Raw genomic sequence first — 21,574 nt, 5'->3', positions numbered from 1 at the left:
CAGTCGTCCCCCTAGCTTTCCCCCCATACGCGAATGTCCCTCAAACACGAAAAAGCAACCACCGTAGGCGGCATAGGATTGCGGACTTCTTTCAACACGCTTCTCGCACGAAACTCCGCAATCCGGCCTCGTGCATGCCGCCCTGTTGGCGTACACAACATTTCTAACTGAGTTTATAACACGTGAGCGTGTTAAGTAGACCGCAGTGCAATGCGACCTACGGGGGGCGTGCACGCGGAGGGAATGATCGACCATTTCGTGTACAGCGACATTGATCCATAAAGCTACAATAGATATAGATTACTAAAAAAGATATATCAGAATATAGCATTCTTTTTTTATCGCGCATACGATCATTGCATCGATTGAAGGAACAATTGTATGTCAAATCAAACCAATCCTCCCTCTGCCATCGATGGCGGGAAGCGTTTTTATCAAGCAAACTCCGTGCAGGAACAGATCCCACCACCATTCCTACCTGGCCCTGATGCTGCTGCCTTGCAACCACTTGCCTTTCCCCTGATACGCAGAGTTTCAGCGCGGCTACAAGTTTTGGGTATGCTATCCTACACTTTACTGCTGATCTTCGCTCTTACAAGTTGCCTGTTTTCATTAAACACACAGCCCCCGGACCATCCAGACGGTTGGTTGGAGCTCGCGTATTTTCTGCAAATCCTGTTTTTGGTCTTCGTGCTTACTCCAGCATCTACCCTCCTCAGTGCTTTATTCTTTGGCAGTTGGCGCGGGACACTGGTCTCATGCATCTCGATCTATGGGAGCATACTGCTCACCCATCTCCTGAATCACCACTTCTGGGACAATATGAGCCCTGAGCGTTTTCTGTTTTTCATTCCGATATTTATCGTGACAGCACTCGTTGGCCTGACCTACGACCTGAGAAAGTACGCGAACCGGGGAACGAGTATCCTCACCATGGTAATCGCGGTTCCCGTCCTGGTTGTCACCTTTGCCTTCAACGCGTTAGACCCAAACGCCAGTCTGGCCATGGATGAAGGCGGAGGAGTCTTTTGTTGCACAATTTTTTTCCTGATCCCTGCCTGGGTACTTTTCGCTATGGGGATTGAAAGTATTATTCAAAAAGTCCTTTTTTCAACTAAACAGAAAATCCACCCATACCAATCGCCTGATCCCGATTAGATGAGAAGTGAGGTCATATAAAACCACCTTCCCGAGGGGTTTCTCTGCTACCCAACATGCTCTAAAAGCGGCCGTCGCCGAGGTAGAGCTGGCGGGGACGCACGATGGCACCCTCGATGGGCGGGGGCTGCAGGTCGCGAATGGCTTCGGCGCACAGGGCGAGGCTCATCAGGAAGTCGTCGTGCCCTTCGGCGGGATCGACATACATGTCGAGGCAGTTTTCGGCCGGGACGCGGTAGCGGGCCAGCCGCAGCTGCTTCCAGTATTCGTCGTAGACATCCACCGGCGCCTCCTCTGGCTGGTAGAGCTTGAGGCGGGCGGAGTTGACCAGGCTGAGGAGATGATAAGTCAGGCGACTCTTGCTGCTGCGACTGAACTTGTAGCCGATGATGCGCTCGGGACCAAATCGGTCGCACAGCAGGCTGACCAGGGCCTCGCCGAGTCCGCTGCTGTCGATGAGCAGGCGGCGGATATTCCATTGCTGCAGGAGGGTGCTGACGCGGGCATACTGGTCGCCGTGGCGCAAGCCAGTCCACCATTGCTGGTGCACGATCTCGATGTGGGGCAGTTCCAGCTCGTTATAGCTGACGCGGCCAATGGTAAGGATGGTGCTATCGCGCTTGTTGTTCACCTGCTGCTCCTGGCCCGGTCGGGGACGTTCTTCGCCACCGACGTCGAGACCGGCGACGTAATAGCCGTCCTGCTCATCTTCTGCGGGATCGGCCAGCCAGGGATGGTTGCCGCGCAGCAGGTGGCGCTGCAGTTCGTTGAACAGGAAGCCGGCACCGCTGATGGGCAGCAGCCGATACTGGGTACGGATCGAGACGTGCTCTTCGCCGAGGCGCCGCATCTCGCCTTCGACAAAGCGGCGGTAGCGCGCATTGATCCGCCCCAGGGTACGCCAGTCGAACTCAAAGTGCCGCTGGATGCCGTCCTGCTCCTGCCGTTCCAGGTTGTGCGCCCGCATGCGCGCCAGCAGCGTGTCATCCGACCAGGCAGTTCCGTACATAACGGTAACAGCGTTGTTGGTGGCGGCCATCGGCTTGAGCTCGACATCATATTTCTCGATCTGCACGTCCTGGGCCTCATCGATCTCCAGTAGTAGGCTGGCGGTGGCCCCGACAATCGAGGATTCGGGTCCGGCCGAAAAGAAGAGGATGCGTGGACCGCTCTGGGCGGCCACCGCTTCGGGCTCGGGAGCCAGGCCGATAATGTAGCCGAAGGATTTCCAGACGCGCTCGCGCAGCATGGGTGCTTCGAGCATATTGAGCAGGCGCATGCGCGAATTGACGATCTGCGGCTTATAGGTGGGCGCGGCCTTGACGATCGATCCTTGCGTATACGCGAAAAGCAGATAGGCTTCAAGGACGGCGCTGAGCTGATTCTTGCCCATCTGGCGCGCGAACATCACGGTAAAGGTGTCCCCGCGCCCCTCACGAATGGCGGCCAGGATGGCGTCGCCGACCTGCTCCTGATAGGGGTAGAGCGGCTTGCCCAGGATGTGGCGTGCGAACCAGCCAATGCCGGGCTGAAACCTCTCCGCTGCTTCCATCTCCATTTAAGCCTCCAATAGCTCTATCGTGACCTCATAGGAGGCGGCCAGGCTTCCACCGCTGGCCAGGGCGCTGACCTGGCTATGCAGGTCAAAGATGCGCTCGCTATAGCCATCGAAGTGTACATTGACGCTGCCATTAATCGGATCGACCAGTAGCAGGGTCGAGCCAAGGCTGCCGCTATAGCTGGCCCGCAGCGCGTCGCGGTAGGCCTGTCCGCTCACGCCGGTCGGCAGGCCATCGTAGCGCAGCAGATCATTCAGGCAGAGCACGACCATCTTCCAGCTGCGCTTGCCGGGTCCCAGATCAACATAGGAAAGCGAGCCATCGGCGCGCACGCTCGCTTTGCGCACCCGGGGCTGCTGCACTTGATAGCTACCGGGCTGCAAAAAGTAACCCGTGCCATCCAGGATCACCTCACAATCAACGCCAATCGTAGCCATCACAGCACCTGCTCTTCCTGAATTCGCGCGGTCGTGCTGGCACCGCTATGGTCGCTGATCGAAACCATATCGCCATCGATGGAGACCGCGATCCCACGGCGGCGCAGGGCCACACAGATGGTATCGATAATCAGGCTCAGCCGCGTATTCTCGGCCTTCATATCCTCCAACCTCGCCCGCATCCCCGTCAACTCACCCTCCAGAGCATCAATCACCCGCTCCTGAATCTCATTCGCCGTCCGCGCCATCCCTCCCCGATACGCCAGCAACCCACCAATAATCCCACCAACCGTCAACACCAGATTCAACACATTCAAAACATCAAACATATAATCACATCCTTTCAATATCAAAATTTACGCATCCCATAGGTTCGGGGCTTGCCCCCGATTTGCCCCACCGTTTGTGGGGCCCCGTATCCCAGCGTTGAGAACCCTTCTTGCCCATCACCTCAGCCCATGCGGTACCCAAAAGGAACCTTCGCTTTTGGGCACCGTGTCACGCCACGAGCGGCCGAACGACGAAGGCACAGGGCCGCCACGCTGCGGCGGGCGGTAATCGGGGACAAGCCCCGAACCTATTATTTATTTATAATCGGGTCCAATAGCGGGGGATGTCGCCCCAATGGAGGCGGGCGGCACTGGCGTAATCGCGCTGCTGCTTGATCTCTTGCAGGCGGGCCTCGAAACGGGCCATGCGCTGCCCGGCGGCGGCAGCCCAGGCGGTGGGAATCTGGGTGTCGTCGAGGCGGTCGTGCAGAGCTCCATCCTGGAAGTCGAAGTTGTCGTTGGTCGGGACCTGGTAGGCCTCCATGGCGTAAGCGCTGGCTCCCGCCACGATCAGGTCGCGATGCACTTCGGGGATGGTTGAGCCGCCGCTGTCGAGCTGGTGCCTGGTGGCATAGAAGATGCGCATCAACAGACTGCTATCCTGCGGCAGCTCTCCACTGGCCAGGTGCAGAGTAAAGGTCGGTTGCTGACTACCAGTGGCGCCGCTGCTCCCTCCGGCTGTTCCCTGGCTGCCCAGATTGCCGCTCGCCGCCAGGGCGACCGCCGAGTCAAACAGATTGGAGAACTCGCTGAATGCGCGCTCAACGGGCGGCCAGCGCATGATCCCGGAAGTGTTGACGGTTGGAGCCTGCGGCTGATTCTGTAAGGCGCTATCCGGCAGAGTGTCGCTGAACGTGCTGCTAACCGTGTCGTGGAGCGTGGCCAGCAGGTAGAGGGTCGAGCCGCCGGACAGCGAGCGATAGAGGGCGCGCCCGATCACGGGATTGCTCATGCCTCCCGGCTGATTATTCCCCAGCGCAATGTTGCTCAGGGTGACATTCTGGTTGCCGCTACTGGTGCTGACACTGGCTATCGGCGAGGGCAGCGTCTCGCCGCCGGCCGTCAAAAAGGTGACGGCATACTGGTAGCTGCCGCTGCTCAGACTGCTCCCGCTGGTGGCACTGGCACTGGGAGCCGTACCGGGAGCCGCCAGGGCGGTGCCGGCGATCTGCAGTGGATAGAGGATGCGCTCGATCCAGAGCACTGGATAGCTGGCGTTCCAGCTAGTTGGATAGGGATAGGTGCGCTGCCAGGGCCGGGTGGGCATGTCGACGTAGGCGATATTGGGATAGTACTCAGAGTAGCGCTCGACGGCTTTGTCGAGCGAGCGATCGATGTCGGCCTGGCTCCAGCGCTGGTTGGGGCCGGCCGGATCAAAGAGATCCAGCCGCACCAGGTTTTCGAGGTCCGTTAACAGCATACGCTTTTTTCTCCTGCCACCTTAACTGCGGGCCGGTTCAGGAAGGGCCGCCTGAACCACCGGCACGACCACCGGGTTGACGCGCGTGGGCGCATCCTGGTAGGGACTACGCGGGCGCTGCGTCTGGCGTACCGCGAAGACGGCGGCCTCCAGGGCGGTGTTGAGCGCGCCCGGCTGCGGCACCGGCAGGTGGAAGGCGTTGAAGAGCTCGATCGCGGCGCGCAGGGCCACCTGCTTCTTTTCCAGCGGACCATAATCGTCGTAGGCCTGCTCCGCCATGGAGACGGCCATCTGGACACATTTCTCTAGCATCTCTTGCTGCTTGCCCGGCAAATGGTGCTCAAAAAATTTGAGACACCAGACGGCAATCACGCACAAAAATGGAAAGGCGTTCAAGAAAATGCTGGTCAATAATTCTGTGTGAGGCATAAAAATTCTCTCTCTTTCTCCCTATATATTCTTTCTCCCTATATATAAGGGATACATAAAGGAACACAATCAAACGGAAATGGTTATATGGAGATGGTTATGCGCCGGTTGCGGGCGCGCTGGTCGCCTGGGCTTGTTGCAGTTGTCGACCCAATTGTTGCACCTGGGCTTTGAGGACATCGCAGGTGACGTTCTCCTGCTGTAGCTGCGCCTTCAGGGTGTCGCGCTCCTTCGTCAATTGACGGCCCAGTTGCTCCAGGGCGATCAGTTCCTGGCCGGTCCAGGCTTCAAACACGGCGTGGGTCGGATTCCACTCCAGAGTGGTGCGGCGGAAGCGCTGGCGACTGCCGCCTCCCAGGCCGGGATTGCCCACTTCGAGCTGTGAAACGCTCTGCTCGGCCTCCAGCGGCAGGTCATCGCTGTCCCAGCCATGCGTGAGGATGTAGCTGCGAAAACCTTTGACGACCGGGTTACCATTGGGGGCGGTCAGGGTGGTGCCGTCATCCTTCCAGCCAGTTGGCACGTGCTCTACCAGCGCGGGCTCCTGCTTGCTGAGGGGCCAGACCTCGTTGTACTTTAAGACCTTGAGCCAGTCGGCATCGCTTTTCGTCACAGGCTGGGCAATATACGGGTCCATCGCCGTCAGGGTGGTGGGGGTGCAGCCATAAAAGGCGATCATATGCGTCCAGTCCAGGGCAGCGTTGACATAGGGGTCCAGTTCAGCGGCCACCACGGGATGTCCCTGGGCCAGTTCAGCGCGGATGCGCGGCAGGAGGGTGGACATCTCGCCATCGATGGTGTGCAGGACAACTCCGTGTTTGGCGACCTCGGCGACATAGTCGCTGACATAGGTGGCTCCGATATAGCTGGCCCCATAGATGCTGTTCTTCAACTGGCTGCCCGTAGTGGACTGCCCGGTCAAAAACTGGATACAGGCAGCGATACTGGTGGCGACACAATCATATTCGCGATTGGCCTGCGTCGGGTCTTCGGTGCGCTGCGATTTCATCGGAAAGTTACTTAATTCCATACTTTTTATACTCCTTCAAGTTCAAGTGTTGTGCTATATGTGGCCTGCTGCGGCTCGTAGACAGAGCTGCTCTGTACGATGCGCACGTTCCCGCTCACAGCGATGCTCGGATCGCTGATGGTAATCACATCCAGTAGCTGATGGGCCGGATTGAGGGGAATCTGAATCTGGTGCTGCAACTGTGCCCGCTGTTCCTGGGCGAGCAGGAAAGCAGCTTTGCTGGCGCACTGGGCCACGGTGAGTAGTTTCTGGTCGACGTGCTGGATCAGGCCTTCCTGCCCGCTCCATTGCATCTGCTGATCGTCGTAGACCTCGGCGGTGGTGAGCGCCATGGCGGTCCCGCCACCGGGCGGCTTACCGGTAACGATAATATGGTTGCCACGCTGCTGGCGCTGTCCCCAGCTGAGCAGCTCCAACTCGGGTTGATAGGACCAGCTGGAGTTGGCGGCTCCGCTGAGGTCGCAGAACTGCAGTACTTCATCCTGGTCCAGGAAGTACTGGATATCATAGATGCGGCACAGCTCGTCCAGGGCCCGGCGATAGGTACCGCCTGCGGGCAGGACGAACAGTGGCACGCTCTGGCTCAGCTGGCTGCTGGCAGGCAGAGAGAGCGCGAACAGTCCGGCTCGGGCGCAAACTTCGCGCAACAGCCAGCCCAGCGCCTGCGCCGTATAGGTCATCTGGAAGCGGTTAACCTGGTCCAGTTGCTGTGTCAGATCAACGCACAGCAGGCGCAGCTGAGATACACCGGGCGAGCGCAGCAGCTGCAGCGTCTGGATGCGGTACGTTCCAACCTTCACCAGCTCGGGCGAGCCCGGCGGGGTGCCGGTACGATAGCCCACACGCAGCACGACCGAACAGTTCGGCCCGATCGGCTGCGTCGCCCCCGGTTGGCTGAGCATCGACCCCAACGCCCCCTGATTATTGTCCAGCACCAGTTCCAGCATGGCCGGTCTGGCCAGCCGCTCTTTCAGGCTATACGAAATTACCCGGTTGGAGCAGTCGAGGTAGTGCTGGCTGTCCTGGCTGTAGATCGGGGCGCGCTGAATACTAGACATGCTGATGAGCAGGTTGGCGCTAAAGGTACTGAGCAGACAGGCCCCATATTGGGCGGACATGCTGTAGATGATGCTGCCTTGCGACCAGTGCTGCAGGTCTGCGCTCTGGCGCATGCGCGGATAGCTGTAGACGGCTCCGGTCAGCTGGCCGCTGTCGGCTTCGATACAGGTCAGGTTGTAGAGTCCGGTGCTGGAGTCGTATTGCAGCCGGGGGGCGCGGCGTGTGATGGCGCTCCCTGTGGCGGGAGCGATGGCCGGATAGCCCTGCCAGCTGTTGCTGGCGGGCGCATAGCTGCTCTCGTACAGGGTGTTGCCGTCGCTGAAGACGAGCCAGTAGAGCGTGCCGTCCCAGTAGGCCGTCAGGCCGGCCCCATACGAGATGGCGGAGAGGGTACTGCTGCGCAGGCTGCTCCAGCTGCCGCCGCTATAGAATGAGCAACCGGTCACAACGCCGCTGGCGAGCTGGTACAGGAAAAAGACGTCGTTGTTGCCGGAGCTGCCGATGCCCAGGATGGTAGCGCTACTGGGCGGGGTGAGCACGGTGGTCGGACTGGCGCTCCAGCTCTGCCCGTTGTCGCTGCTGCTCCAGGTCCACAGGGCGCTTCCGCCACTCCCCTGCTGCACAAAGGCGCGCAGGACGCCGTTGTTGTTGGAGAGCGCGCAGCCGCTGTCCTCAAAGCAGGTGGCGTTGGCCCCGCCCAGCGTGGTCCAGCTGCTCCACTGGCTGGCGTTGCCGGGATCAGTGATGCGCTGCCATTGCAGGGATTGGGCGTAGGCGTTGCTGCCGCGTGTCAGGCGGATGCGCACAATGCTGCCGTCGTTGGCGATGCAGACATCATGCCAGCTGTCGGCTGCCCCTGGACTCTGGTACGGTTGGTAATGCAAAATGTGGTCCTCGATGCTGACGCCGATGGCGGGGACGCGCGTGGAGGCCCGCACGGCGGCGCTGAGGGCGGAACTGATTGCTCTAACCATGCTTACAATAATCTTCTTTCTGTCTCTAACTCATCATCATCCACGCTATTGCTGCCGTCCGGTCCCTCGCCGCGCATCTGTTGCATCAGGTTCTGCAGCCAGATCTGCACGTTGCTGGATGCGGCGGGCGGCGCGTCCAGCTTCTGCTTGATGGACAGGAAATGCTGGATCTGGCTGAGCATTTTGAGCGCGAAGCCGAGGCGCTCTTTCTGGCTCAATTCTTCGATGTCGAGCTCTTCCAGCAGGTGCTGGACCTGGCCTTCCAACCGGGTTACCCACTGCTCGATGCGCTGTTCGGCGCGGGCGACCTGGGGATGGTTGTCATGTTGTTGGTTCATAGTACATATCCATAAGTGTAGAGGGTCAGGGTACAGGTGCCAACAAACGCCTTGATGTCAATGCGTCCCAGGGCGTCCAGGGCCAACAGTCCGCCGCCGTTGACAGCGCTGCCGGCGCTGGCGATATTGCCCAGCGTGGCATAGGCACTCAGATCGCTGGCGCCGTGCGGAGCAAGCTGCACATAGCTGTTGAGGCTGCTACTGCTGAAGTAGGCTTTGTAGAGCACGCCCAGGGCGCTGGTGGGAATACCCGAACTGCCGCCGGTCAGGGTGTAGGTAGCCAGGGTGCCCGCGCTCAACACGTCGCCGTTGATCTGGCGATAGCCGTTGACGAAGGTGATGCGCCCCGGCGCTGGTGTGGGGACCGCCGAGCCGGTGCTGTAGACCGCCAGTACGACGGCATCATTGGCGTTATGCTCATCGAAGAAGAGGACGGCGCACAGCGAGCCGTTGAGCGGCGTACTACTACCGTCCGCCTGAAAGGCGATCGGGATATTGCTGAGCTCGGTCGAGGTGGCCTCCAACAACAAGACCGAAGCGGTATAGGTGGCGGGATTAAAGGCGGTCAGCAGGGCGCGCTTGATAACCTGGGCCATCGGGCACCTCCTCTCTTCGCTGCATGGCTGCTCAGGCGTCGTTGCTGGCCTGGCCGGGATTCCCGATCAGGTCGCCCGCTGACTGCATGTGAAAGCTGGCCGCGCTGTAGTTTGTTCCCAGGACGGCGTTGACGCTGCTGGCGATCACAGCCAGGGTCTGGCTCGCCGAGGCATCGACGCGCACCCAGGTGCCATCTTGCGGCAAAACTCCATCGGCGCTCAATTGCTGGATGGCCAGCGTGCGTGGATTGAGATAGCTGCCAATCGGAGCAGTCTGGCCGCCGTTGTAGCGGCCAAAGGCGAATTCGAGTTGATCTAACATGTGCTTGTCCTTTCTTGGGCAGGGTTTAATATTCGACGTACTTGATAGTGATGGCATAGCTGCCGGCGGCGCTGGTCTCCAGAGTCAGGGTAAGACCATTCGAGCTGCCAGAGGGCAGGTAGAAGCACTGCTCGTTCTGCAGCAGTTCCAGGGCTCCACTGCCGATGTCCACCAGGGCAAACGGACCCACCGGCGCGGTTGAGGTGGTGGTATAGGTGCAACTGGCGGCGATGGCGCTGGCGGCGCCTCCGGCCTTCTGGTTGCTAACCGTGGCCTGGCTGGCATAGGCGGGATCGCTGCTGGTCAGCTTGAGGCGGGCATTGATGGCGCCGCTGCTGGCGGCTACGCGCAGCGAGTAGACCAGAATATTTTTACCGCTGGCGGCCGGATTAAACAGGCTGAGCGGATAATCGTTGGTGCCGGATGCCGAGCTCTGTAGCCCGGTATGTGCGCTGTAGGCGTGACCTTGTAGGATCAGCTGCCGTACCCAGTTCTGCACGCTGGGCACGCCGTTGATGCCGACCGCGCGATCCAGTGAGCTGCCATTGAAGAGAGCTGGACTACTCAATGGGATGTTGGAGCCGGAGCAGCCGTCCTGCGAGGCGGCGCGCACCAGGTAGTAGTTGCCGGCGTTGGGGTCGATGATCACATTGGCGACGGGATCAATGCCGGTAGCCAGCAGTCCATTGAGCAGCGGTCCCTGCGGCGCATAGCCATCCCAAAAAGCACCGGTGTGGTTGGCATAGACGATGCCCGACTGCAAAGGAACCGGATTGCTGCCCGCCACATAGTTACTGGCGGCATACACCACCTCGGTATAGCCCCCACCGACCAGCAGGATAGGTGCTCCGGCGATCAGGCCCACCACCGATGAAAAGGTCACGCTGGTCGAGCCCACGCTGGCTCCGGCGCTGATATTGTTGAAGATGATGCCCTTGCCCTGCAGCTCGCGCTTGCGATCAAAATTGTTGTTGCCGGGCGCACCGTTGTTGAACAGGTAGGCCACGCCGGGTGTAAAGGACTGGCCCACGCCTCCATCGAGGACCGCGCTGCCGGCGGGTGTCGTCTTCAAATTGCCGCTGCCATCGACCTGCAACGCCTGCCCACTCCCCAACGGATTCAACCCGCCCACCAACCCCGAGCCATCCGCATTCATAAAATTCGTCAATCAAATGCTCCTTTCATATCACGAACGCACGTTTTCATGCGTCGAGAGAAAATCGGGGGCAGGCCCCGAACCTATGGGGTAATCGATCGGAGGGATCGATTAAATGCCGCGATATATGCCCCGGTAATCGACAACGGCTCCGCCGTATTCATGGCGGATCTTGTAGGTAATGGCGTCCTGGGTGAAGTTGAGGCCCAGGATCGGCTGGTCCTGGATGAAGAGCGAGGGATTGACTTGCCCGCCCACGAAGCCAATCTCGATGGTGTCAATTTCCCTGGGATCTCCGATCAGGAACCACTGCGTGCTGCTACTGAGCTGCGGCGCGATGATGGGGGTGACATAGCCGAGCATGGGGTTGATATCGTTGTTGGGCGAGCCGGGCACGCCAGCGGATTTGGTGACGACCATGCTGGTCCATTCCAGCTCTGGGGGCACAACCAGGTAGCGGGGACGCAGACCGAGGCGCTTGCCAGCATAGTTGGTCTGTTCGCGCATGGCGGTGATGCCACTCTGCATGGCCGTGGTCGAGAGCGCGGCCGCTCCCAGATTGCTGTGCGGGGCGCCAGCGGTAAACAGATTGGTGGTATCATAGATGACGGGATTGCCGGAAAGAAACGAGTAGACGAACTCGGCCAGGGTATAGGCGGCGGCTACCGCGAGTTTAGTGGGTATCTGCCGGATGGCCTGCAGGTCGTCGTTGAGGATGGTTTCGCGCGAGATGGTGACCAGGTTGCCTCGCTTCTGGGGAACATAGGTGGCGGCCGAGTCGGTCAGGGTCACAGCGCTGTAGGGGGTATCTTCGGCCACGACCGGCAGGCTACCAAAGGCGCCCAGGCGTACGCGCGTCTGCTGCTTGAAGTCTCGGATAGGAGCGATGGTGACGAACTTCTGCCATTCAGCGGGCCAGGCCTGGTAGTCTTTGAGCAGGCGCTTGTTCATGCTGGTGCCGAGCAGGTAGGAGAAGCTGGCGGTGGTGGTGTCGGCCTCGCTGATGCGTCCGATGGGAGCGCTCTCGGCTACCTGAATAGGACCCAGGTGGCTGCCGCTGCTGATGCCGGCGCGCAGCGAGGAGTCGCCGGTGACACGGCTGTAGGCTTCATGGATGCTGACGAAGCCGCGAATGTTGCCGAGCTTGCTGGTGTCGATGTCCAGGTCAAACATGGCGTCGAAGGCAGCCTGCACCTTTTCGGCCTCGGTGACCATGCCTCCAATGGTCGCCTTTTCGTGGCCGTGGCCCCGGATCAGGCCGTCGCGGCTCAACTGGGCCAGCAGGGCCTGGGCGGAACTGATCTCGTTCTCCAATTCTTGCTCCTCGAACAGGCGTCCTTGCAGGCGCTGGCGCACCTGGGACCGTGCGGCTTCGGGCAGGACGCTCTCTTGCAGGCGCCGTTCCAGCAGCAAACTGGCTTTCTGCAGGTTGACTTCGTTCAGCAGGCGCTCGACCTCCTGGCGTTGCTGCTCGATCTGCTGTTGCTGTGTCTGCAGTGGCTCAGCGGACGCCTCGGTCTGTGTGGCTTCTTCAATAGTGTTTTTTGTTCTGGTCATGTGCTGGTAATCTCCTTCTGATGTTGCTTGATAGGTTGAATTTTCAGGGCTGTCGTGGTGGAGGATGCGTCGGAAGCTGCCTCCGGCGCTGGGTCGAGTGACAATGTCGCACGAGTTGAGCTGGATTACGCTGGTAATCTCCTTAGTCTTGTTGGCCTCGTTGAGCTGCCATTGTCCAAAGATGTCGATGGAGAGTCCGATCAGTTCTGGCCGACCCAGGTCGCAGGCTTCTTTGATGATGGACCACAGCCAGTCGGCGGCCTCAAAGATGTGCAGGGTGGCATCCACCCGACCACTGCCGCCCTGCGCGACATAGGCGGCGTCCTGGTAAAACCCGACCACGTCGCGCACCGAGCGGTTGATCTGGTCTTCGTTGGAGCGGGCATGGTCGGCATAGGCCTGAGCGCCCTCGATCAACTGCGCGATCTGGTGCAGCGCAGCCTCATCATAGACATAGCCATTTTTTGAGCGCCCACCCTGAATGATGGTGACGCGCACCGCGTGTCCCTCAGCGGCACTGACTGTGGACAACTGCTCGACGATATGCCCATCAATACGGATCTGCTCTTCGCATGGGGCTACTGTCATTGGCTGCTCTAGCATAGATCCGCCTGCTCCCAGCCAGCAGCCAGCAGGCTCAAATGACGCTCACGCCGGCTCATATACTGCTGCCATGCCTGACCGGCATCTGAATCATCAGGCAGGTTGTCCTGATGATAATCCTGTAATAGGACCGGTACTTCAACGGCCTGATCACCCAGCGGCACCTCAGCCTGCCAGGGCGACGGCATATCCAGGCCAGGTAGCTCAAGATCAAATGGTCGCAGGTCCACCGTGGACCCCATGGTTACATCGATGTTTAAATGCATAAAAAATTCCTTCCTTCATGGTTAATAAGGTGACCATAGGTTCGGGGCTTGCCCCCGATTACCGCCCGCCGCAGCGTGGCGGCCTGTGCCTTCGCCGTTCGGCCCCTCGTGGCATCACATCTCGGCCCACGTGGCGCTCCCATAATCGGGGGCAAGCCCGAACCCATTATTGCAATCGGCGGAGGTAGGCGTAGACGCGGCTACCTCCGGGGGCGATGCCGGTCGGGATCGCTTCGATGAGCTGATATTTTTTGGCTCCCTGGACAGCAGCGGCGCTAGCGGTCGCGGTGTCGGCAATCATGACGAGCCCGGTGAATGAGGTGCCAGGCGGAGCCAGCATCAGCGTGTCGTAGACCGGGCGTGGAAGCTGCCCATCCCTGTCTGGGATCTGGCGCTCGATGCTGGCCTGGGGCCGGAAGATGACGTTGATGGCCTGATAGCTATAGCTGCCGCCGCTCTGATAGACGAAAACGACCGTCTTCTGCCTCCCGGTCAGCGTGCGTGCCTGCAGGTTCTGTATGTGTGCCTGCTTGCGACTATCGAGCGGCATGGGCGCCCTCCTGCGCGTCCCGCTGCGCCTGCTCGATCTTTGCCTGCTCCTCATGCACATCCACCTCAATCCCTACCAGTTGGAACAGCATGCGCATGGCGGTCTCATCGCTGACCCAGCCCTGCTCTTTAGCTGTGGTGAGAGCATTGACCAGGCTCTGCATGGCGCTGGCCAGTGTCTGGTGGTCGGCGCAATCGATCTCGGGGAAGATCACATCGTAGCTGGTGTCGATGGATCTGCTCAGACTGCCGACGCGTTGGGCCTCCAGCAGCACGCGGTCCAGAATGGTGCGTACGATGTACTTGAGGATCTTTTGCCGCCGCTGGAACCTGAGCAGAGCAGGCAGGCCCATCTCGGCGGCGGTGGCCCGGTTGCCCTGCGAGGCATCGCTCAGATAGTGCTCGGGCAACCCGGCACCGACGGCGATCATCAACTTGAGCGCGCGGCCATCTTCTTTGGCGTCGCTGGCATTGATAGCTGGCTGCACCGCTGTCCATTTTTCGGCCTCGTTATGCAGCAGCACGCTGCCCGGCTCCGGTGGATAGCTATATTCCATGCGCTTGCGGTCGATCGTCTTCTTGTCGGCGCCGCTCAACTGGACATCCCACAAAAAGGCGCCTTTATATTTATTGATCCGAACTCTATCGGTCAGCCAGTCCTTGTAGCGCCTCAGCCAGGGCAGCAGCGTCGCCAGGTCCGAGCGCCCGCGTTTGGCGTTGGAGACCTTGTTAATGGCGAACTGCACCACCTCGCTGCCAGCCTGAAACCATTCGCCTTCGCTCTCGATTGCCTCTTCTCTCGACCCGGACTGTACCGCGCTCCCCACCTGGGAAACATTCTGCCCGAGCGGACGGCGATGAAAGCGCAGAGGTGTCTCGACATCCTCTGGATCGGTCTCGATCAGGTCGATCAGCGAGGGATCAATCAGGCGGAGTTTGACGCTGCCATCATAGGGATTGACGAAGAAGCGCACGAAGATCTCTCCGTATAGCGCCAGTTCCTGGCACAGGTCGTAGATGCGCTCGTCCATGCGGTTGGCCGGATCATGCCAGAATTGTTGCAGCAGGCGCTGCACTTTTTTGTGGTTGGCCTCGATGCTGACCCCTTTGCCCAGCACAAAGCTGGTGGTCATCTCGATAATCGCGGACGCCAGCGGGTTGGCGTTCCAGGCTTCATAGCATTGATTATGCAGTTCCAGATACGTTGCGGGCACGATATCTTTCAGGGCAAAGTCATCGCTCAGCCGCCGCCAGTAATAATCCTCCTCTCCACCCAGCACGTTGCGGCCCCAGGTCAGATCTTCCTGCGTCAGCCCGCCTGTCGTCGCGGCCAGGTCCACCTGCTCGGCTATACGCTGCCGCTTACTCTTGCGTCGACTCATAACGCCACCACCACCACCTCTCCACCGGTCCACAGGCTATTTCGCCTTTGGCTGCTTCTCATGGACCTTCGCCACAACCGGCACCTTCGGCTGCTTCGCATGATCCTTCGTGCCAGATGGCGTCAGCAGCTCAGACCGCCGCCCGCCCGCCTTGCTCACTGAAACAATCGGCCGCCCATGGCCCAGGCTGCGACAGGTATGGCACACCAGGCTCTTCTGCTCTCCGGGCACCACCTCTGCCATGACCACGGGATACAACGGGGCCACACTCTCACCACAAAAATCGCACGAACGCGCTCTACGCTGGGAATTACTTTGCATACATGAATACTCCTTCCTTCATCAGGGGTAAGAAGATTGATACGCAGAATCTGTTGTATACCGTACCAATCTTCGAGGTTGAATAAGCAAGTGCCTGTCACCTTGCGAAGAAATCAACAAGGACATCGGCGCGAAAAAACCCATAGGTTCGGACGAGCATGCCGGGGGCATGGTCTCCCTTACAGGTATAGGTTTTTTAGGGGCTGCGCCCCTGTAGCCCCTATGGTGCCGCCTGCGGCGGCACGGAGGGGGGAGAAAGCCGGGGGCACAGCCCCCGGTCCCCCAGTCAAGGGGCTGACCGCCCCTTGCATCCCCGCTTTCCTAACGCCAATTCAAAAAACCTATACTTGCAAGGCATGGTCTCCCCCTCCTTGCCCCCGATTTGCTCCACGCCATCAGTAGTACAGGTCAGCCACCACGCTGCGTACTATACATCTAAATCCCGCAATTGTCAACATAAATACATTCAAACCAATAAAAATCAATAATTATAAGTATTTTCATATGTTGAACCTAAAATTATTTCCGTAAAACATACATTCAAAAAGAATAGAGTGTGCCCTGTAGCACAATTTTTGCGATAAATACCTTTATAAAGTTCCTGAATGCTATATGATTCGCTACTTCTGTCCATGACGGTTCTCTCCTTCGGCGCTCAAAAAATGCATTTCATGGTTGGTACAGCAGGTACACGAATGCGCACCTGCTGTACCAACCATGAAAAAGAGATTGGGGACGCCCGCGTTCCCCAGGCCCAGGGGCGTTCTGATTCCTTACAGGTATAGGTTTTTTGGATTCGCGCCGGAAAAGCGGGGATGCAAGGGGCGGCGAGCCCCTTGACTGGGGGATTGGCGAGCATGCCGGGGGCATGATCAAGCTGTGCCCCCAACTCCTCCTCCCTCTCCGCGCCGCCCGCAGGGCGGCATCAGGGGTCTCAGGGGCTACGCCCCTGAAAAACCTACACCAGTAAGCGTTCTGATTCCTCTGGTGATGGCTTCAGATACATTCTTAGTTTCAATATCTCTACCTGGGGTAGAGGTATCCATTCGCATCTGAAAATCGATACTTTAGCACCAAAAAATCTCAAAAAAATTACAGGAGGGCCACGTTAATAATAAAGATCTTGAATACAAGAATACTGTGACCATGCAAGATCTGTAATAAATGTGACAGAAGAAGGAAGAAAGAAGTTTACCAGCTCCTTTCTTTCAAGGAGGAAGGTAGTCAAGATGACAAGCCGTAGACAGTTCATCAAGCTGGGAGCAGCTATAGGAGTAGGTGTTATTACTGTTGGTGGGGAATCGCTCCTGACCATGTCCAGGGCAGCAGCAAGCAGCATGAGTGCGCAGATACCACTCCCCGCGGCAAATATTCCTCAGTTTGTTGAACCATTACCGACGTTTGCTGGTCAACGGCTGGCCAGCCCGTTTCTTAAAGTCTCTATGCAGGAGTTTCAGCAAAAGATTCTCCCTACCCAACTATACGCGCAGTTACCAGCCCCCTTTAATAAGGGAACGTACCTATGGGGCTACGGGGTTGGACATCAGCCCGTTTCGTACCCTGGATACACTATTGAAGCACGACGTGAGCTTCCCACGATTATTCTCTATAGTAATGAGCTCCCTTCATTTGCCCATTCCCAGCTGGCACCAAAACTGACAGTAGATCAGACCATTCACTGGGCCGATCCATTGAATCAGATGGATATGGCTATGACAGAGCCCTATCAGGGATACTATCCGACAGTACCTCATCTCCATGGGGCAGAGGTTCCTTCCGCCTACGATGGTGGACCAGAGCAGTGGTTTACACGTAATGGTCTGCACGGTAAGGGATATGCCACTCTTGCTCCTACCCCCGAGAATACCGCTCTTTATAAGTATCCCAATACACAGGAGGCTGCGACCCTCTGGATACATGACCATGCGCTTGGGATGACTCGCATCAATGTATTGGGCGGGCTGGCCGCCTTTTACCTGTTACGAGATCAGTATGATACTGGCCTGCCTGACAATCCGTTGCGACTACCTGCCGGCGCGCAAGAGATTGAGTTGTTGATTCAAGATCGGCAGTTTGATACGGAAGGACAATTGCTCTTTCCTGATGGGACGCCAGCATCCAATCCCAACGGTCTCAATGGCCCTCCGCCTAATCCCCGTGCACATCCCTATTGGATTCCGGAGTTCTTTGGTGACGCAATTCTCGTGAATGGGAAAACATGGCCTTACCTGGATGTTGAGCCGCGACGCTATCGCTTCCGCGTCCTGAATGGTTCAAACGCACGTTTTTATCGCTTACGGTTGACCGATACCGTACTGGGATCCAGAGGTCCCGCGATCTGGCAGATTGGTACTGATGGTGGACTACTCGATTACCCGGTACAACTGAGTAGTGATCCAGCATCTTCTACCGCTCTGCTTTTAGCTCCCGGTGAGCGTGCTGATATCATCATTGATTTTACAGGCCTGGATGGTCGCAGCTTTACGGTCTGTAACGATGCACCCGCCCCTTTTCCCGACGGGGACGCACCCGAGCCGGGAACTACCAGCCGGATCATGCAGTTCCGGGTGGGGACATCGCTATCCTCTCCTGATACCACCTACAATCCGGCCATTGGTGCTCCGTTGCGTGGGAATGGTCGTTTACAACCGACGATTGTGCGCCTGGCCGATGCAAAACAGGGGAGCCTGGCGACAGGAGTCAAACCTACGCTAACCCGGCAGCTTACCTTGATCGAGAACGAAGGGCCGGGTGGTCCGCTGGAAGTACTGATTAATAACACTAAATGGTCGGGTATACGGGAAGGTACAAAAACGCCTATTCCAGGCTCGCAGCCCGCTTCAATGGGACAAAAAAACTACCTGACCGAGTTACCACGGGTCGGATCGACGGAAGTCTGGGAGATCATAAATTTGACAGAGGATGCGCATCCCATCCATATCCACCTTGTACAGTTCCAATTGATAAACCGCCAGCAGTTCGACAAAGAAGCGTATTGCGCCACATATAACTCACTCTTCCCCGGGGGCACCTATATGGGGATCACCCCGGATGGGACATTGGGACAGGTGACCTATGCCCCGGGTGTCTACATCCCCGGTTATGGCCCTCCGATGCCCTACACGACCCCAAATAGCAGCGGGGCCATTGGTGGCAATCCGGATGTGACACCATACCTGCAGGGTCCCACCCTACCACCGGACGCCAATGAGGCTGGCTGGAAGGATACCATCAGGGTATTCCCTCGCGAGGTGAGCCGTATCGTCATACGCTGGGCGCCTACCTCTCTTCCGGTTCATGCGGTTCATCCAGGCGAGAACCGCTATGCGTTCGATCCCACCACTGGTCCAGGTTATGTCTGGCACTGCCATATCCTGGATCACGAGGATAACGAGATGATGAGGCCCTATAATCCCATCAGGTAGTGGTTGGGGAGAGGCAAGCAAATCTTCATTCATTGTCCTCTCCTCTATCGACACTCCGCCCAGATAAATCCTGCAGGAAAACCCATGGAAAGGTTCCCCTGAAACAGAATCGTGAGAAGGGCGTCAGCCAATATCGCCGATAGATACGCCGAGATGCTTCTGTAGCCAGGCCTGTCCTTCTCTGGTGACAATGACGGCGCGCGTTCCTTGCTGCTTGACGATCCAACCGTGTTTGACAAATTGAGCCCACAGGGCGGCTCCTAGAGCACCACCTAGATGTGGTCGGCGCTCGGTCCAGTCAAGGCAGGCCAGCGCGAAGCGCCGCCGCTCACGCCGCACCGCAGCGGGATCAATGCCAAGCTCCGTAAATGTCTCCTGAAAACGGGGGCCGGGCTGAATTTCGGCATGGGGCGTTGTTGTCAGCTGGAGCGCGGAGCGCGCGATCAGTGCATCCAGCACCGCGACTCCATAGCGCCCAGCCAGGTGGTCGTAGCAGGTGCGGGCCTCAACCAGTTGAGGCGATTTCCAGATCTTCGGGGGCACCTTCCCGGCAATGCTACTCAACGCTTCAATTAGCTGCGCCACAGAGGCATCGCGCAGACTATACACCATCTGCCGCCCTTCACGTTGCGAGCGCACCAGCTCGCGCTCCCGCAACACGGCCAGGTGGTTTGAGAGTTTGGATTGCGCTTCCCCGGTCACAGCCATCAGTTCCGAGACGGTAGCGGGCCCCTCCATCAGGCGCTGCAACAGCACCAGGCGCAATGGATCGGCCAGCGCCTGCGCCAGCTCCACCAGAATTTCGTTTGTCTCCACGACAATCTCTCCCCTCTTGACACATATCATATTCTGATGATACATTGATTACATCATATCTTTCTGATATATTATTGCGTAGAAATCTATTCTGTCAAGGGTAGGATTATAAAATTACAAACAGGAAAGGTTGTCACTGGAACATGAGCCAGCATACAGCACAGAAAAAACATACTTCGGAGCAGCAGGTCGTTATTCATCCTTCGATCCTCTATGCAGGTAATCCGGTGGCGCTCATCACGACGCTCAATAGCAACGGGGAAACCAATATCTCACCGATGTCTTCTGTGTGGGAACTGGGCGAGCGTCTCGTGCTGGGTATCACCAGCACCAGCCAGGCCTATGACAATCTCCAGCATGAAGGTGAGTGCGTCGTCAACTTTCCGTCGTCGGATCTCTGGGAACAGGTGGAGCGGCTGGCCCGCACGACGGGACGCAATCCGGTGCCAGAGCAGAAAAAGGCCATCGGCTATTACTTCGAGCCTGACAAATTCTCTTGCACAGATTTCACTCCGATTGAGGCTGAGGATGTTAAGCCTCTACGCATAGCTGAATGCCCGCTACAATTTGAGGCCCGGCTGTTAAAGCTACACCAGCCCGCCTCCTTATCACAGGATGATCCTGTGGCGTTCGGCATTTTTGAAATGCAGGTGACACGCGTACACGCCCATGCCACTATCGTGCAAGCCGGCACTAACCACATCGACACCGCAGCCTGGAGCCCTCTGCTCTATGTCTTCCGCCACTACTTCGGCACCGGACCTGACCTTGGACGCACCTTCAAAGCTGAAGCGTAATCCTTTTTTCATTCTGCGATACCAAACAGAACAAAATATATCAAAAGGCCCTGCTTGTTACAGCAGGGCCTTCTTCAAATCTATATCCAACAATTCCGTAGGTGCGCCCCTTGCGGGCTTTTTAACTAAAAGTTGTTGTCCGGGTCACGGTTTGCATCGTAGTTCTCACGTGTGCGCTCTTCCATCGGAACCTCATTTTGATTATCCACGCGAGCTTCTTTACGCCGTAATGTATCACTGGTCCGATCGTCTGCATACGTATTCGCACCCTGATTATATGCCCGGTCATTCTGATAGGTGTTCATACCAGCGTCGGCGTTGTTATACGCACGGTCATTCTGGTACGTGCTTGCTGTGGCATCGTTTGCATCATACGCACTATTATCCGTGGCCATCGTGTCATATGCGCCCTGAGATGCGGCATTCTGGGTGCCATAGATATGAGCTCCATAGCTTTGAAGAATGCTCAACACTTCCGACTCACGTCCATTGGCATGCACTGCCACGATACCATGACCAACACGATGCTGTTGCTGATAATAATCAGCCTCGTCATTTGAAAGACCAAGATCTTTCAGATCGCGCGAGACATTTGTGTTGCCGTTTTCAGTGAATAAGCTTCTGAGACTGGCAAAAAAACCACTTGAACTGGGCCGGCTGGAGTAATAGATCTGGTCTGCTCCAATACCGGCTCTCTCAAGAGCATTGATCGCATCTTCGGCCATGGCGGGTTCATCAAACACACACATCAAGTTTGGTCTTGTCATTGCCATTTGTTTTCTCCTTTTCGCACTCGTTCGCACTCGCAACTCACCAGGATGCTACATTGATATTCCAGTTCAATCCAAATCCTGTCCTTCTCATGATTGTGATCTGTGAGAAGATATACAGTAAAAACATCTTCATATCACCTGACACGTGATTTTCGCGAATAAAGATCCACACCAATTCTAAGAAACGGCAGTGGTTTAATAGACCTGAAACGGTGATTTTTTCAGTAACCAGCCCGCTGCAGTTGTGCTGATTTAAGCACGTCGAGTGACTCCTCCAA

At 57.7% G+C, this 21,574-nt stretch carries 23 protein-coding genes; 5 read left to right on the top strand and 18 right to left on the bottom strand.

Annotated elements, in window-relative coordinates; translation table 11 throughout:
* Positions 1-381 precede the first annotated feature (381 nt).
* Positions 382-1,158: a hypothetical protein gene (locus tag JMI88_RS18640; RefSeq protein ID WP_201363443.1), complete on the top strand. Its 777-nt coding sequence runs from the start codon at positions 382-384 to the stop codon at positions 1,156-1,158.
* Positions 1,159-1,219: 61 nt separating this feature from the next.
* Here the strand turns inward: JMI88_RS18640 and JMI88_RS18635 are convergent, their stop codons facing one another.
* From JMI88_RS18635 to JMI88_RS18605, 7 genes are all read right to left on the bottom strand, one after another.
* Positions 1,220-2,716 carry a hypothetical protein gene (locus JMI88_RS18635; RefSeq protein ID WP_201363442.1) on the bottom strand — a complete coding sequence of 499 codons (1,497 nt, stop codon included), beginning with the start codon at positions 2,714-2,716 and terminating at the stop codon, positions 1,220-1,222.
* Positions 2,717-3,157 (bottom strand): hypothetical protein, encoded by a 441-nt coding sequence (locus JMI88_RS18630; protein WP_201363441.1) that lies wholly within the window; start codon positions 3,155-3,157, stop codon positions 2,717-2,719.
* Positions 3,154-3,483, bottom strand: a complete 330-nt coding sequence (locus JMI88_RS18625) for a hypothetical protein (RefSeq protein ID WP_201363440.1) — start codon at positions 3,481-3,483, stop codon at positions 3,154-3,156. The genes JMI88_RS18630 and JMI88_RS18625 overlap by 4 nt, the downstream gene beginning before the upstream one ends.
* Before the next feature lie 259 nt (positions 3,484-3,742).
* On the bottom strand, positions 3,743-4,903 hold the full coding sequence (locus tag JMI88_RS18620; protein WP_201363439.1) for a hypothetical protein: 1,161 nt from the start codon (positions 4,901-4,903) through the stop codon (positions 3,743-3,745).
* A gap of 21 nt (positions 4,904-4,924) precedes the next feature.
* Complete coding sequence (locus JMI88_RS18615; RefSeq protein ID WP_201363438.1) at positions 4,925-5,332, bottom strand: phage holin, LLH family; 408 nt, start codon at positions 5,330-5,332, stop codon at positions 4,925-4,927.
* Between the two features lie 97 nt (positions 5,333-5,429).
* Entirely contained in the window at positions 5,430-6,362 is a 933-nt protein-coding gene (locus tag JMI88_RS18610; protein WP_201363437.1) for a C39 family peptidase, read from the bottom strand.
* A 5-nt stretch (positions 6,363-6,367) separates the two neighbouring features.
* Complete coding sequence (locus JMI88_RS18605) at positions 6,368-7,480, bottom strand: hypothetical protein (RefSeq protein ID WP_201363436.1); 1,113 nt, start codon at positions 7,478-7,480, stop codon at positions 6,368-6,370.
* Here JMI88_RS18605 and JMI88_RS18600 point away from each other — a divergent pair.
* Both JMI88_RS18600 and JMI88_RS18595 read left to right on the top strand, forming a co-directional pair.
* Complete coding sequence (locus JMI88_RS18600) at positions 7,469-7,855, top strand: hypothetical protein (protein WP_201363435.1); 387 nt, start codon at positions 7,469-7,471, stop codon at positions 7,853-7,855. The two genes, JMI88_RS18605 and JMI88_RS18600, sit on opposite strands and share 12 nt — an antisense overlap.
* A 67-nt stretch (positions 7,856-7,922) precedes the next feature.
* Complete coding sequence (locus tag JMI88_RS18595) at positions 7,923-8,195, top strand: hypothetical protein (RefSeq protein WP_201363434.1); 273 nt, start codon at positions 7,923-7,925, stop codon at positions 8,193-8,195.
* Positions 8,196-8,397: 202 nt separating this feature from the next.
* Here JMI88_RS18595 and JMI88_RS18590 read toward each other — a convergent pair whose 3' ends face one another.
* From JMI88_RS18590 to JMI88_RS18550, 9 genes are all read right to left on the bottom strand, one after another.
* The gene (locus tag JMI88_RS18590) at positions 8,398-8,733 is read right to left on the bottom strand and encodes a hypothetical protein (protein WP_201363433.1); all 336 of its coding nucleotides are present in this window, start codon (positions 8,731-8,733) and stop codon (positions 8,398-8,400) included.
* On the bottom strand, positions 8,730-9,329 hold the full coding sequence (locus tag JMI88_RS18585) for a hypothetical protein (protein ID WP_201363432.1): 600 nt from the start codon (positions 9,327-9,329) through the stop codon (positions 8,730-8,732). The genes JMI88_RS18590 and JMI88_RS18585 overlap by 4 nt, the downstream gene beginning before the upstream one ends.
* A 31-nt stretch (positions 9,330-9,360) precedes the next feature.
* Positions 9,361-9,651: a hypothetical protein gene (locus tag JMI88_RS18580; protein WP_201363431.1), complete on the bottom strand. Its 291-nt coding sequence runs from the start codon at positions 9,649-9,651 to the stop codon at positions 9,361-9,363.
* 25 nt (positions 9,652-9,676) lie between these two features.
* On the bottom strand, positions 9,677-10,819 hold the full coding sequence (locus JMI88_RS18575) for a hypothetical protein (protein ID WP_201363430.1): 1,143 nt from the start codon (positions 10,817-10,819) through the stop codon (positions 9,677-9,679).
* A 99-nt stretch (positions 10,820-10,918) separates the two neighbouring features.
* On the bottom strand, positions 10,919-12,967 hold the full coding sequence (locus JMI88_RS18570; protein ID WP_201363429.1) for a phage major capsid protein: 2,049 nt from the start codon (positions 12,965-12,967) through the stop codon (positions 10,919-10,921).
* Complete coding sequence (locus tag JMI88_RS18565) at positions 12,961-13,233, bottom strand: hypothetical protein (RefSeq protein ID WP_201363428.1); 273 nt, start codon at positions 13,231-13,233, stop codon at positions 12,961-12,963. Before JMI88_RS18565 ends, JMI88_RS18570 begins: the two co-directional genes overlap by 7 nt.
* A gap of 166 nt (positions 13,234-13,399) precedes the next feature.
* Positions 13,400-13,837 (bottom strand): hypothetical protein, encoded by a 438-nt coding sequence (locus JMI88_RS18560; RefSeq protein WP_201363427.1) that lies wholly within the window; start codon positions 13,835-13,837, stop codon positions 13,400-13,402.
* Positions 13,770-15,164 carry a hypothetical protein gene (locus tag JMI88_RS18555; protein WP_201363426.1) on the bottom strand — a complete coding sequence of 465 codons (1,395 nt, stop codon included), beginning with the start codon at positions 15,162-15,164 and terminating at the stop codon, positions 13,770-13,772. Before JMI88_RS18555 ends, JMI88_RS18560 begins: the two co-directional genes overlap by 68 nt.
* 36 nt (positions 15,165-15,200) lie before the next feature.
* A complete protein-coding gene (locus JMI88_RS18550; protein ID WP_201363425.1) occupies positions 15,201-15,485 on the bottom strand; it encodes a hypothetical protein in 285 nt (94 codons plus the stop codon).
* A 1,229-nt stretch (positions 15,486-16,714) separates the two neighbouring features.
* Between JMI88_RS18550 and JMI88_RS18545 the strand changes: the two genes are divergently transcribed.
* On the top strand, positions 16,715-18,910 hold the full coding sequence (locus JMI88_RS18545) for a multicopper oxidase family protein (protein ID WP_201363424.1): 2,196 nt from the start codon (positions 16,715-16,717) through the stop codon (positions 18,908-18,910).
* A gap of 123 nt (positions 18,911-19,033) precedes the next feature.
* Here JMI88_RS18545 and JMI88_RS18540 read toward each other — a convergent pair whose 3' ends face one another.
* Positions 19,034-19,726 (bottom strand): ArsR/SmtB family transcription factor, encoded by a 693-nt coding sequence (locus JMI88_RS18540; RefSeq protein ID WP_201363423.1) that lies wholly within the window; start codon positions 19,724-19,726, stop codon positions 19,034-19,036.
* A gap of 143 nt (positions 19,727-19,869) precedes the next feature.
* On the opposite strand from JMI88_RS18540, the gene JMI88_RS18535 reads away from it, so the two are divergent.
* Positions 19,870-20,523, top strand: a complete 654-nt coding sequence (locus JMI88_RS18535; protein ID WP_201363422.1) for a flavin reductase family protein — start codon at positions 19,870-19,872, stop codon at positions 20,521-20,523.
* 125 nt (positions 20,524-20,648) lie between these two features.
* Here the strand turns inward: JMI88_RS18535 and JMI88_RS18530 are convergent, their stop codons facing one another.
* Positions 20,649-21,296: a hypothetical protein gene (locus JMI88_RS18530; protein ID WP_201363421.1), complete on the bottom strand. Its 648-nt coding sequence runs from the start codon at positions 21,294-21,296 to the stop codon at positions 20,649-20,651.
* Positions 21,297-21,574: the final 278 nt, after the last annotated feature.

This window comes from Dictyobacter formicarum, from assembly GCF_016587435.1.
The sequence above is the reverse complement of the archived record's forward strand: the minus strand, read 5'-3'. Positions and strand labels throughout refer to the sequence as shown.

Bases quoted from the DNA above. Each gene is read 5' to 3' on its own strand.
- JMI88_RS18640 (WP_201363443.1), top strand. From the start codon at position 382: ATGTCAAATCAAACCAATCCTCCCTCTGCCATCGATGGCGGGAAGCGT.
- JMI88_RS18635 (WP_201363442.1), bottom strand. From the start codon at position 2,716: ATGGAGATGGAAGCAGCGGAGAGGTTTCAGCCCGGCATTGGCTGGTTC.
- JMI88_RS18625 (WP_201363440.1), bottom strand. From the start codon at position 3,483: ATGTTTGATGTTTTGAATGTGTTGAATCTGGTGTTGACGGTTGGTGGG.
- JMI88_RS18620 (WP_201363439.1), bottom strand. From the start codon at position 4,903: ATGCTGTTAACGGACCTCGAAAACCTGGTGCGGCTGGATCTCTTTGAT.
- JMI88_RS18615 (WP_201363438.1), bottom strand. From the start codon at position 5,332: ATGCCTCACACAGAATTATTGACCAGCATTTTCTTGAACGCCTTTCCA.
- JMI88_RS18610 (WP_201363437.1), bottom strand. From the start codon at position 6,362: ATGGAATTAAGTAACTTTCCGATGAAATCGCAGCGCACCGAAGACCCG.
- JMI88_RS18605 (WP_201363436.1), bottom strand. From the start codon at position 7,480: ATGTCCGCCCAATATGGGGCCTGTCTGCTCAGTACCTTTAGCGCCAAC.
- JMI88_RS18595 (WP_201363434.1), top strand. From the start codon at position 7,923: ATGCCCAGGATGGTAGCGCTACTGGGCGGGGTGAGCACGGTGGTCGGA.
- JMI88_RS18590 (WP_201363433.1), bottom strand. From the start codon at position 8,733: ATGAACCAACAACATGACAACCATCCCCAGGTCGCCCGCGCCGAACAG.
- JMI88_RS18585 (WP_201363432.1), bottom strand. From the start codon at position 9,329: ATGGCCCAGGTTATCAAGCGCGCCCTGCTGACCGCCTTTAATCCCGCC.
- JMI88_RS18580 (WP_201363431.1), bottom strand. From the start codon at position 9,651: ATGTTAGATCAACTCGAATTCGCCTTTGGCCGCTACAACGGCGGCCAG.
- JMI88_RS18570 (WP_201363429.1), bottom strand. From the start codon at position 12,967: ATGCTAGAGCAGCCAATGACAGTAGCCCCATGCGAAGAGCAGATCCGT.
- JMI88_RS18565 (WP_201363428.1), bottom strand. From the start codon at position 13,233: ATGCATTTAAACATCGATGTAACCATGGGGTCCACGGTGGACCTGCGA.
- JMI88_RS18560 (WP_201363427.1), bottom strand. From the start codon at position 13,837: ATGAGGAGCAGGCAAAGATCGAGCAGGCGCAGCGGGACGCGCAGGAGG.
- JMI88_RS18555 (WP_201363426.1), bottom strand. From the start codon at position 15,164: ATGAGTCGACGCAAGAGTAAGCGGCAGCGTATAGCCGAGCAGGTGGAC.
- JMI88_RS18550 (WP_201363425.1), bottom strand. From the start codon at position 15,485: ATGCAAAGTAATTCCCAGCGTAGAGCGCGTTCGTGCGATTTTTGTGGT.
- JMI88_RS18545 (WP_201363424.1), top strand. From the start codon at position 16,715: ATGACAAGCCGTAGACAGTTCATCAAGCTGGGAGCAGCTATAGGAGTA.
- JMI88_RS18535 (WP_201363422.1), top strand. From the start codon at position 19,870: ATGAGCCAGCATACAGCACAGAAAAAACATACTTCGGAGCAGCAGGTC.
- JMI88_RS18530 (WP_201363421.1), bottom strand. From the start codon at position 21,296: ATGGCAATGACAAGACCAAACTTGATGTGTGTGTTTGATGAACCCGCC.